Source organism: Microbulbifer elongatus (assembly GCF_021165935.1).
In the GTDB taxonomy this organism is placed as follows: Bacteria; Pseudomonadota; Gammaproteobacteria; order Pseudomonadales; family Cellvibrionaceae; genus Microbulbifer; species Microbulbifer elongatus.
Map to the genome: position 1 here is coordinate 4,123,905 of NZ_CP088953.1, position 12,468 is coordinate 4,136,372.

Consider the following 12,468-nt stretch of genomic DNA (forward strand, 5'->3'; position numbering starts at 1 on the left):
CATGAGCGGTGAAAAACAGGACTTTTTCGATAACCCCGACAATATCCGCAAGATGCTGCGGGTGTTCTACGGCCTGTGCGCAGCTTTGTTTGCCGCGGACTTTGTGATTCATCGCCATACGGAATTCCGCTGGGAAGGCCTTCCCGGCTTCTACCCGATTTACGGTTTTGTAGGTTGTGTGGTTCTGGTGTTTGCAGCCAAGTGGATGCGCACCTTTCTGATGCGCCCGGAAGATTATTACGACCGACGGGAACTGGCCGACTTCGATGCTGCGGACAGTGGTGAACCCACGGAAGAAGACCCCACCATCTACCTGGACGGAGGGCAGGACCGTGGTTGAAGTTGCACCGTTTATCCCGTTTTTTCTCGCCGCAGGGCTGGGGCTGTTTCTACGCGGCTGGGCGCGCGGGCTGTTGTTTATCGCCGTGCCGGTACTCGGTCTCGCCAATTTATGGCAACTGGGCGCAAGCGTCCCGGGCCTTGAGTTTGGTCACTACACCATTCTCGATTTCAACTTGCTGTTATTCAAGGCGGACCGTCTGAGCCTGCTGTTCGGCTACCTGTTCCATATCGCTGCGCTGCTCTCGGTAATTTACGCCCTGCATGTGCGGGACACCCTGCAGCAGGTGGCAAGCATGCTGTACGCGGGCAGCGCTCTGGGTGCGGTCTTCGCCGGTGACCTGATCACCCTGTTTATCTTCTGGGAGCTGCTGGCCCTGACCTCGGTATTTCTGGTGTGGGCACGGCGGAATGGGCGCGCGTATATGGCGGGGTTGCGCTATTTTACCCTGCACATCCTTTCCGGGTTGCTGCTGCTGGGCGGCGTCATTTTCTACAGCCAGGCCCACGACACACTGGCCATCGGGCAGATCGGCCTCGATGGCAGCCTGTTCGAAAACCCCGCAGGCTGGCTGATCTTCCTTGCCTTCGGCATCAAATGTGCCTTCCCGTTCTTTCACGGCTGGCTCATCGATGCCTATCCGGAGTCCACCCCGACCGGCACCGTATTCCTCAGCGCCTTCACCACCAAAGTGGCGGTATATGGCCTGGCCCGGGCCTTTCCGGGTACCGAGTTACTGGTCTACATCGGCGCCACCATGGCCTGTTTCCCGATCTTCTACGCGGTGATCGAGAACGACCTGCGGCGGGTGCTGGCCTACAGTCTGATCAACCAGCTGGGCTTTATGGTGGTGGGCATCGGTATCGGAACCTCGCTCGCCATCAACGGCGCCGTGGCCCACGCCTTTAATGACGTGATCTTCAAAGGGCTGCTGTTTATGTCCATGGGCGCGGTGCTGCACGTTACCGGCAAGATCAATGGCTCGGAGCTGGGTGGCCTGTACAAGAAAATGCCCAAGACCACGGTGCTGTGCATTATCGGCGCCGCATCGATTTCCGCCTTCCCACTGTTCAGTGGTTTCGTCAGCAAATCCATGGTGATGAGCGCGGCGATCAAGAACGGCTACGACGGGGTCTGGCTGATCCTGCTGTTCGCTTCCGCGGGCGTGTTCCACCACGCGGGGATCAAGATCCCCTATTTCGCCTTCTTCGCCCACGACGCCAAACTGCCGGCCCGCGAGCCGCCGGTCAATATGCTGATCGCCATGACGATCGCAGCGGCCCTGTGCCTGACCATCGGTATCTACCCGCAGGCGCTGTACAGCCTGCTGCCCTATGAAATGTCCTACACCCCCTACGATGTCACTCACGTGCTGACCCAGCTGCAGCTGCTGTTCTTCTCCGCCCTGGCGTTCGTGTGGCTGAACCTGCGCCACCTGTATCCGCCGGAGCTGCCATCGGTAAACCTGGATGTAGACTGGCTCTATCGCCGGCTGGTACCGGATATCATGCGCGCCGGGTTCACCCGCCTGTTTGCCCTGGACAATCGCCTGCGCCAGGCCGCGCTGTCGGGGGTGGAGCGCCTGGTAGAGGGCATCGCCAGCCACCACCGCGCCGAAGGCGTCATGGCCCGCAACTGGCTCACCGGCAGTATGGTGGCTGGTGTGGTCCTGCTGCTGGGGGTCTACCTGATACTGGGTTGGTTCTGACCGGTACCAGGGAAACCTGACCGGTCGGCCGGCACGCCGCGCAGGATGCAATCTCCCCGCGGGGGGCATACAATTCGCTTCTTATATCAGTTGCAAATGATACCTTGGGTCGCCGCCGCCAGTCCCTGTACGGCTGCGGTGCCCCGAGCTGCCCGATTCAGGACCCTTGATGTTCGACGAGATTCCCCGCCAGCGCCCGTCAACGCCGCTTCTCGACCAGATCGATGACCCGGCCCAACTGCGCGCCCTGCCGGAAAAACAGCTGCCGGAACTGGCAACCCAGCTGCGTGAGTACCTGCTCTATTGCGTGGGCCAGACCGGCGGCCACTTCGGTGCCGGCCTGGGCGTGGTGGAGCTCACCATCGCCCTGCACTACATCTACAACACCCCGGAAGATCGCCTGGTGTGGGACGTGGGCCACCAGACCTACCCGCACAAGATCCTTACCGGCCGTCGCGAGCAGATGCTCAGCATGCGCCAGCAGGGCGGCCTGTCCGGCTTCCCCAAACGCAGTGAAAGCCCCTACGACACCTTCGGCGTGGGCCATTCCAGCACCTCCATCAGCGCCGCCCTGGGCATGGCCCTGGGCTCCCCGGATGAACGCAAGGTCGTGGCCGTGATCGGCGATGGCGCCATGACCGCGGGTATGGCCTTCGAGGCCCTGAACCACGCCGCCCACACCGGCAAAGATATGCTGGTGGTGCTGAACGACAACCGTATGTCGATCTCCAAGAACGTGGGTGGCCTCGCCACTTATTTTGCGCGCATTCTGGCCAGTAAAACCTACCTGAACATGCGCGAAGGCAGCCGCAAGATCCTGTCGGCCATCCCCAAGGCCTGGCAGCTGGCGCGGCGCACCGAAGAACACGTAAAAGGCATGATCACCCCCGGCACCCTGTTCGAGGAGTTGGGGTTCAACTATGTCGGCCCGCTGGATGGCCACAATATGCAGGATCTGGTGCACACCCTGCGCAACCTGCGCAATCAGCGCGGCCCCCAGCTGCTGCATATCGTCACCACCAAGGGCAAGGGCTTCGGCCCGGCGGAAGAAGACCCGGTGGGCTACCACGCACTGAATAAACTGGAGCCAAAACCCAAGGTTCAGGTAGCAGCCGCGGAAGTAAAAAAGAAAGGCCCCAAATACCAGGATATTTTCGGCCAGTGGCTGTGCGACACCGCCGAGCAGGATGAAAAGCTGATCGGTATCACCCCGGCCATGTGCGAAGGCTCCGGCATGGTGGAATTCGCCGAGCGCTTCCCGGAGCGCTACCACGATGTCGCCATCGCGGAACAGCACGCGGTCACTCTGGCCGCCGGCCTCGCCTGCGAAGAGCAGAAACCGGTGGTGGCCATCTACTCGACCTTCCTGCAGCGGGGCTACGACCAGCTGGTGCACGATGTGGCCATCCAGAACCTGGATGTCACCTTTGCCATCGACCGCGCCGGCCTCGTCGGCGAAGACGGCCCCACCCACGCGGGCAGCTTCGACCTGACCTTTATGCGCTGCCTGCCCAATATTGTTATCGCCGCACCCAGCGACGAGAACGAGTGTCGCCAGCTGCTTTACACCGCTTACCAGTACCCGGGCCCGTCGGCAGTGCGCTACCCGCGCGGCACTGGCCCGGGTGTGGAAATCGAAAAAGAAATGACCGAGCTGCCGATTGGCAAGGGCCGCGTTATTCAGGAGGGCAAGGATATTGCGATCCTGAGTTTTGGCACACTGCTGGCACCGGCGCGCGAAGCGGCGGAAAGACTCGGTGCGACACTGGTGGACATGCGCTGGGTTAAACCCCTGGATGAAGCGCTGATCGACCGTATTGCGGACAGCCACGAGCTGCTGGTCACTCTGGAAGAAAATACCATTGCCGGCGGCGCCGGTAGTGCGGTTTCCGAATACCTGAACCAGCGTATCGTCCCGGTACCGCTGTTGCAGCTGGGCTTGCCGGACAAAACCATCGAACACGGCAAGCACCCCAAACTGCTCGCAGAAATCGGCCTTGATGCCTCTGGTATCGAAGAACAAATCCGCGAGCGGCAGACACAGATGCATCAGGCACAATCAAAAGGCCAGGCTGCAGCGATATAACGCTTACAACGCACAGCAGCAACAATCGAAGGCCGGGTGCCGGGTACGGGTTTTCAGGAGCGTCGGCGACAGGACGTCGCCGCCGCAGCGCCCAGGGATGGGTTCACAGCGGTCCTGAAAACCCGTACCCGGTATCCGGCCGCCACTGCGCTTCCAGCAGAGCTCCGAACAAATACCAGTGGCGGCGGATCACAGGGTGGTGCATTTGGAAACCGCTGTGAATACATCCCTGTACGCTCCGTCGCAAACGTCCCTGTTTGCGACGGTTTCCAAATGCACCACCCTGCGCTCCGCCTTCACGTCAGCCTTAAGCGCTTCGAACACACAACATATAATTCAGAGACAGGAAGTACGATGTCCTTTACCAATTCCGTTAAGCAAGTCCTGAACGCCAAACGCCTCGGGTTATCCATTACCATTATGGCTACCAGCCTGACCGTTCAGGCCATGGACCATAAAGAGTTCAACAAAGCCATGGACGCACTGCCCAAGAGCGGTGCCAGCGACAAACTGCAGGCATTACAAGATCTGCGTTACCGCTGGATCATGGAAAGTTACCCCGAGACCGCCACCTACCGCGGCTACCCCGGTTTTGAAGAACACTGGACCGATCAATCCATCAAGGGTATCGAGCGGCGCAAAGGGCAGACCCGTAAACTGCTCGCCGCCAGCCGGCACCTGAACGAAGACAAACTCACCGACGCCGAAAAACTCGACTACCAGCTCCTGTATCAAGACCTGCTGCTCGAAGTACGTGGCTACCAGTTTCCAGAACACCTGCTGCCCGTCAATCATATGAGCGGCATCCAGCGCAGTGTGCCCGGCGTGCTGAACGCCATGCCCAAAAAAACCTCGGCCGATTACCAGAATATTCTTGCGCGCCTGGAAAAACTCCCCGGTCTGATCGAACAGACCCGCATCCTCATGGAGAAAGGCCTCGCGCAAAAGCTGACACCGCCTCAGATCACCCTCCGCGACCTGCCCGGGCAGATCCGGGCGCTAATCCCCGCGGATCCCAAGCAGAGCCCCCTGCTGAAAGCATTTTACGATATGCCCTCGAGCATTCCCGCCGCTCAGCAAAAAAGACTGCGCACCCGTGCGGTCAATTTTTACCAGAAAACCCTGGTGCAGAACTGGCAGCGATTTGCCGAGTATGTGGAACGGGATTACATCCCCAACGCCAATACCGAAACCGCGTTTACCAAGAACGAAGATGGCATTCGCTGGTACGCCTATAAAGTGGGCAAACAAACCACCACCGACCTGAGCCCGGAAGAGATCCATCGTATCGGGCTGGCCGAAGTGCGCCGTATTCGCAACCAAATGGACGCGATCATCAAAAAGACCGGCTTCGACGGTGATTTTAAAGCGTTCACGGATTTTCTCCGCAACGATCCCCAGTTTTACTACGAAAATAAAGAAGACTTGCTGAAAAACTATCGGGATATCGCCAAGCGCATCGACGGCGAACTGCCGGCGCTGTTTGGCACTTTGCCGCGCCTGCCCTACGGTATCAAACCGATTCCGGAATACTCGGAAAAATCCCAGACCACCGCCTATTACCAACCGGGTTCTATGGAAGCGGGTCGCGCCGGGGTATTTTTTGCCAATACCTACAACCTGAAAAGCCGCCCGACCTGGGAGATGGAGGCACTGACCGTGCATGAAGCTATGCCGGGGCACCACCTGCAGATCGCTCTGGCGCAGGAACAGAAAGATATCCACCCACTGCGCCGCAACAAGTTTTACACCGGCTTTGTCGAGGGTTGGGGCCTCTACTCCGAGAGCCTGGGATACGACCTCGGCCTGTATAAAGATCCGTACAATGAGTTTGGCGCACTGACCTACGATATGTGGCGCGCGGTGCGGCTGGTAGTGGATACCGGCATGCATCAACTAGGCTGGAGCCGGGACGAGGCGATCCAGTATTTCATGAGCAACAGCGCCAAACCGGAGCACGATATCGTAGTGGAAATTGACCGCTATCTGGTGTGGCCGGGACAGGCGCTGGCCTACAAGGTGGGCCAGTTGAAAATCCAGGAAATCCGCGCCCGCGCAGAAGAGGCACTGGGGAACAACTTTGATATCCGCCAGTTCCACGATGCATTGCTCGGCGCCGGGGCGCTGCCACTGAATGTCCTGGAAAGACGTATGAACCGCTGGATTGAATCCCAGGGTGGTGAGATCAGCAACAGCCAACCGGCCGTGGAAGCGAGCGGTCAGGCTGCACTGAATTAATCACGCGCACAAAAAAAGAACAAAAAAGGGCCGCATTCGCGGCCCTTAGCATTTTTGAAGTCCCTACTGCGACTTCAGTCTGCTCGCTGTGCCCTACTCGTGAGAGACGTAGTAGTCGTACACATAGGTTTCTGCATAGTTTTCGTAGCTTTCCCCCGGTGCCGTGCCATCGTGAGACTGGGTGTAATTGCCCAGCTTGAAGTAACAGCCGGAGATGGCTTCATCGTGCACGTAGGGGACCTTTTCCTCGTTGTAGTAGAAGTGGGTCTGTCCGTCGTAGGACTCCATCTTCACGGTAAATACGGTACCCAACTCGTAGTTGCCATCCACCAGATAACCGTGGCGGTCGTTGCCATTGGTGATCCACAGGTTCGCATGGGTATCCGGGTTGCCCACGGTGCCGCAGTTATCCCAGTCGTCATCGGTGCCCGGAGGACAGGTGCCGTTGTGGCCTTCAATGCGGAATACCACCACATCGTCTCCGGAGTCGTGAATCTGGCCCACCACCACATGAGGCTTCACATGGGTCAGGTTGGTGACCTTCTGTTTGATCCACATGGTGTGCTTTTTGCCATCGGTGTTGGACCAGGCCGCCGCACTCTTCGAGTTCTGGAAGTGGTAGTTCTGGGTCATCTCCCGCAATTCGCTGCGCGGGTTACTGGAACCGCTGGTGGAATCGCCGTGGTGATTGGCCCGGAACTGTACCGCGTACTCCTGCTCCGCTTCGTCGAAGATCAGTTTGAACCATTCGTCACTGGAGAAGGTGTAGAGGTCCGGCGTGTAGTGCTCCTCGGCACCGTTGATCGGCAGGGTCAGCTTCCACCAGGACAGGTCGATGACCTGAGACGCGTAGCGCATGATCGGCGCTGGCGGCGGCACATCGAGGTCGGCCTGGGTGGTGACGTTTTCCGCTTCAAACAGATCGAAGATTGCGTCACCGCTGCCATCGCCGTAGCGGGCATAGGCCAGTGCCGGTGATCCGGTAGAAACATACTCCACGGTAACCTGCTGCCAGCCATCGCCGTGATTGGTGGTGGTCTCGTAGACGTTATCCGAACCCAGGTCCTGAATACCGATGGTGCCGTGATTGTAAACCCAGGCGCTCACCTGATAGCGGTTGCCCGCAGCCGGCTTGTAGATCGCTTGCTCCATACGACCACCATCGCCCTTGATCACCAGCAGGCGGCCACCGTCCACCGGCATTGGGTTGGAGGTACCGTTGGTGGAAACCACGTTGGCGGGGTCTCGCTCCTCCCAGCCCCCGGTGGACGAACTCAGCTCAAAACTGTTGTTGACCAGGGGCCACAGGTCTTCCACTGCCGCGTTATCCACGGTGATGGTTTCGGTCGTAGAGGATTCAAAGCCCTCATCATCGGTAACCGTCAGGGTAACCGTGTAACTGCCCTGCTCACTGTAGGTATGCGAAACATTGGCGCCACTGCCGTTGCTGCCATCGCCAAAGTCCCAGGCGTAGGCAGTAATATCGCCACCGTCCGGATCGTAGGAAGACGAACCACTGAGGTTCAGGCTGGTGTTTACCCGCGTGGTGGTAGAGCCGCTGATGGTGGCCACCGGGTACTCGGAGGGAAGTTCGCTGACAGTCACTTCGGCACTGGTACTATCGGTAATACCACCGGCGTTGGTGACCTGCAGATTCACCGTGTACACACCGGTGCTGTTGTAGGTGTGCACCGGGCTCTCCTCCACTGAGGTAATACCGTCACCGAAATCCCAACTGAAATTCAGCGACCCGCCATTGGAATTGTAGGAACCGCTGCCGTCCAGAGTAAACGGAATACCCACGGTTACATTCGCCGGTACATCGATCACCGCGCTGGGGCTGCCCGGGCCGCCTTCGCCGCGCACCACTTCAATCTCGGTCATACTGTTCCAGCTATTGGACGTGTTGCCGAGGCCCACCACCCGCACGTAGCGACCGGAGAAATCGTCAAAATTGTGCGCCTCCAGTTGCAGGCTGTTACCGGAACTGTTGCCACCGTACACGTAGGTGAGATTGTTTTCGTTGTCGCCCACGTAGACTTCAAATGACGCCATACGGCTATCGCCCTTGTACCAGGCGATATTCAGTGCACTCACCATGCAACTGCTGCCCAGATCGAAGGTGATGTATTCGCCGGCACCATTGGCGGACCAGCGTGAACCGAGATTGCCGTCGTGGGCATTGGCCGGTCCGTTGCCGTCATCGGAACTGGCGCTGGAAGACTGGATTTCACACAGGTCAGTGCCGCCACCCCCGGAGCCGGAACTGGAACCCGATCCGGAACTGGAGCTGGAACTTGAACTGGAGCCACCGCCAGAACTGGAACCGCCGCCATTTACGATGGAGAAGTCGTCAAAGCGACCTTCGCCGCCGTTATAGGTACCGGTGACCGTTACGCTGCTGTGACTGCCGGAGTTGAAGGTCACTCCCAGTTCACCCCAGTCGGTGTAACTGTCGGCATCACTGTAAGTATCGGATCCGACGGTGACCTCAATACCACCGGCGCCTCGCAGCCACGCACTCAGGCTGTAATCCGTATGCGGATCTACCGCCACCTGCTGGGAAAAAGCACCGCCGGAACCGGTAATTTTTGCACTGCCACTGCCCGTGTGCGCAACGCCGGAAATCGCCGAGGGATCAACATCCTCCCAGCCGGACCAACCGGATTCGAAACCCGGGTTCTCGATAGTCGCCGCACCCGCTGTGGATACACCAACCGCCAGGCAGAGCGCAGATTGCGCCAGCTTCTGACTGAAATGATTCAAAGTGAATTTTCTCATCGCATAGAGACCTGATTATTGATTTTTATTTCGGAACATCTACTCGCTATAACACTGCGCACTCGCCGACCAGACAGGAAAACATCCCTCCAAAAAAGAAAAGGTATCTGTCATAAAAACGAAATCGCGAAGCGCGAGGAAGGCTAATGTCCGCCGGAACAGACTGTCAATTTTTAGAAAAATCAGAAGAAACGGAATGTGCGAAGCCAGGATTCAATACCGCAACTGGTTAACCAAAATCGCTAAATCAATGAAAATAAAGGAAAACTTTTTCTCAGCAAGAACACGGCGCAACCCGGCTACAAAATAGCGAAATCGAAATCAACATGAATATTTAAAATTGCGCCAAACAGTGACTTATTGGTCAACCAATCACTGTAGACAAATGAAACTAAAAGAATTTTTTCGCGAAAAAAATTTCGAGCGCGCTTGGAAGGCAAAAAATATTTTGATGCGAGTCGCACTTTTTGCGCAAAGGCCGGTAGAAATTGGTCTGATAGATTATGGAATTTTGGCGCGTCTTTGTTTGAGTTGTCCGCGCCAAAATCAAAAAGTGAGAACTCTACACACTCAGCGCTATGCCGATCGCAAGGGTCGCAGCACCCAGCAGCGTAAATACAATGGAGGTTTTGCGGAACATGGGTACCGCTATGGCGATCACCAGGCCGCTCACCAGACTGAATAGCAGGCTGAGGCCAAACAGAATACCCAGCACCCAGAACACCGGCCCCGCGTGCCCTTTGTGAATCAACAGGAACTGGTGCCAGAGATCGTGTTTTTTGACATGTAATATGGCCTTGCCGGGATCTTCCAGTGGCTCGAAATAGACCTGCCCCTTGTAACCGTACCAGCCGATATAGCTTTCTTTCGGCTCATAGTAGTAGTCCGCGGGCAGTTTCATATCCTGCCCGTGTTGCGCCATCAACGGCAGCAACAGAGCCCGCACCTCGTCTTCCGCCTCGGGAATACCCGCGGGTACAGGCACCTCAAACTGCACCTCACTGCGCACACCGCCATCGATATCCATCATATGCAGCATACCGGTGGAGAGGTACATCACCGCCAGAGGGAGGAAGAAACAGGAAAAATAGGTGTGGAGTTTTATCCACAGCAAGCGGGTTCTGGATTTCATCTTGTTGTTTTCTGATTACGCCAATAACAAAGTTACTTCAATAAAGAAAAGGCGCGGTGCATACACACCGCGCCTTTCTGTCCGATTTCCGAGAAAATCAGAAACGATAATCTACAGACAGGCGGACATCGCGGCCGGCTTCATACAGGCCGGATACAATTTCCCAACCCGGAATATGGCTGTAATCCCCCACACTGGAGTGATCGCGATAGTGCTCGTCAAACAGGTTCTGCACGGCAAAGTTGACCGCAAGGCTGTCATCCTGGAGAGGCTGCCAACGCAGGTAGACATCGTGTACCTGGTAGCCCGGCTTGTCGATAGTCTGCAGTTCGTCAATCCAGCCAAGCTCCAGGGAGCGATGCAGCACCACGACATCGTTCAGATCCTGTACGTGGGTCAGGCTCCAACCCAGATCCAGTTGGTCGGACAGCGCATAGTCCACACCAAGAGTGAAAGTATCACCGCGGGTATTGCCCAGGCCATTGTTTTCGTAGCCATTGACCACATTGCCATTCAACTCGGAATCGTTGTGGCTGTAGGCGGCGGAGACATACCAGCTGTCATAGGAGTATGCCCCACTCAGCTCAAAGCCATCGGATTCCAGCTCGCCGATGTTTTCGTAGTAAACGCCCGCGCCCTGCTGATCGTAAATCACATTGTCGATCGTGCTCTGGTAGACCGCCGCCTTTAACGCCAGGGCCGCGCCGGCGTACTCCAGGGCCAGCTCATTGTTGTCCACAGTTTCCGCGGCCAGGTCCGGCGCGATGGCTGCACCTTCGAGAGTGAAGGAATCGCCGATTTCCTTGCCGCGCACCGCCTGGGCATGGCCGGCACTCAGGGTCCAGGCTTCATTGAACGCGTAGCGGAAGCCGATGTTCGGGCTGACCTCATCACTGCTTGCTTCACCGGTGTAATTCACCTGCTCCAGATCGTAGGCGTCATAACGTACCCCGAGGCTGATCAACAGCGGCTCGGTAACCTGCCAGTGATCCTGAACGTAAACACCCAGCACCTCACCTTTTTCCGACAGTCCGGTTTCCCAGCCCGCGTCGATATATTCCTGAACGGTGGCACCGCGGGGCCCGGCTTTCACTTCGTCATTGCGTTGCTCGACACCGTAGGTCAACTGGTGCTGACCGATCGTACTGGTATTACGGATATCAAAGCCGGTGGACTGGGTGTTGCCACCGTACAGGCCCCAGCGGCCATCCTGCGCCATATCGGAATTGGTGTCGTAGGCGGTGATTTCCAGGTTGAGCGCGTCGCTCAGTTTGGCGCTGTAGTTGGCGACCAGGGTCTCGCGTTCGGCATCCATGGGGTACAGGGGTGCATCTTCCAGCAGAACCCAGTTGGGACGCTGACTCAACTCGCCAGACTCTTCGCGCTGCTCGTAGCTGACGGTCAGCTTCTGGTTTTCCGCGATGTCGCCACTGACTTTGAAGAACGCGAGGTTCTGATCGGTAGCGGTGCCCCGGATTTCGTTGCCGTCCCCGTCCTGCATGTTGTCGCGCTCGACCTGGACGAAGGAGCCAATCACCCCCCAGTTTTCGCCCAGCTTGCCGTACACGGAAGCACTGCCTTTGGTGCCATCGTTACTGAAATAGGCCCCTTTTACCCGCGCGCCCAGCTGTTCACCGCTGGCAAGCAGGTCGTCGGCATCTTTGGTCTTGAAGCGGATGGCACCACCAATAGCGCCGGGGCCGCTGGTGGCCTCGCCAGCACCGGACTGGACTTCCACCCGCTCCAGCAACTCGGGCTCGATGGAAACACGGCCGATATGATGGAACAGGGTGCCGGTCTGGGGCGCGCCATCCACAGTGACGTTCAGCAGGGTGTCTTCCATACCGCGGATATACACCTTCTGGGCAATACCGATCGAGCCGCCCACGGACACGGAGGGAATATGACGGAATACATCACTCAGATCATTGGCCTGCTGCTTTTCCAGCTGCTCCGGCGTAATTTCGCTATCCGTGGCTTGGCCGACCACGACAACCGTCTCCAGGGTGTCCTGTTGTGCTTTTTCCTCCGCCAGCGCGGGTGCGGCAGAGAGCGCACCGGTCGCGAGCAGGGGCAATAGCGCGCAGTGATTGAGTAGAGACTTGTTAGACATTGGGCTTTCCTTTTCAGGTGAATCAGACCAGGAGAATCCGCTGGATTCGCAGTTGACCTACAACAGTAAA

Annotated in this window: 7 protein-coding genes; 4 read left to right on the forward strand and 3 right to left on the reverse strand. The window is 57.7% G+C overall.

Annotated elements, in window-relative coordinates; translation table 11 throughout:
- Position 1: 1 nt before the first annotated feature.
- The 4 genes from LRR79_RS16975 (at position 2) to LRR79_RS16990 (ending at position 6,372) form a co-directional block, all read left to right on the forward strand.
- Positions 2-340 carry a hypothetical protein gene (locus LRR79_RS16975; RefSeq protein ID WP_231758340.1) on the forward strand — a complete coding sequence of 113 codons (339 nt, stop codon included), beginning with the start codon at positions 2-4 and terminating at the stop codon, positions 338-340.
- Positions 333-2,048 (forward strand): Na(+)/H(+) antiporter subunit D, encoded by a 1,716-nt coding sequence (locus tag LRR79_RS16980; protein WP_231758341.1) that lies wholly within the window; start codon positions 333-335, stop codon positions 2,046-2,048. The genes LRR79_RS16975 and LRR79_RS16980 overlap by 8 nt, the downstream gene beginning before the upstream one ends.
- A 169-nt stretch (positions 2,049-2,217) precedes the next feature.
- On the forward strand, positions 2,218-4,134 hold the full coding sequence (gene dxs / locus LRR79_RS16985; RefSeq protein ID WP_231758342.1) for a 1-deoxy-D-xylulose-5-phosphate synthase: 1,917 nt from the start codon (positions 2,218-2,220) through the stop codon (positions 4,132-4,134).
- Positions 4,135-4,488: 354 nt separating this feature from the next.
- Positions 4,489-6,372: a DUF885 domain-containing protein gene (locus LRR79_RS16990; RefSeq protein WP_231758343.1), complete on the forward strand. Its 1,884-nt coding sequence runs from the start codon at positions 4,489-4,491 to the stop codon at positions 6,370-6,372.
- 93 nt (positions 6,373-6,465) lie between these two features.
- Here the strand turns inward: LRR79_RS16990 and LRR79_RS16995 are convergent, their stop codons facing one another.
- The 3 genes from LRR79_RS16995 to LRR79_RS17005 all read right to left on the reverse strand — a co-directional run bounded on the left by LRR79_RS16995 (position 6,466) and on the right by LRR79_RS17005 (position 12,398).
- Positions 6,466-9,153, reverse strand: coding sequence for a PKD domain-containing protein (locus LRR79_RS16995; protein WP_231758344.1), 2,688 nt, complete (start codon positions 9,151-9,153; stop codon positions 6,466-6,468).
- 562 nt (positions 9,154-9,715) lie between these two features.
- Positions 9,716-10,285: a hypothetical protein gene (locus tag LRR79_RS17000; RefSeq protein WP_231758345.1), complete on the reverse strand. Its 570-nt coding sequence runs from the start codon at positions 10,283-10,285 to the stop codon at positions 9,716-9,718.
- Between the two features lie 97 nt (positions 10,286-10,382).
- Positions 10,383-12,398: a TonB-dependent receptor gene (locus LRR79_RS17005; RefSeq protein WP_231758346.1), complete on the reverse strand. Its 2,016-nt coding sequence runs from the start codon at positions 12,396-12,398 to the stop codon at positions 10,383-10,385.
- Positions 12,399-12,468: the final 70 nt, after the last annotated feature.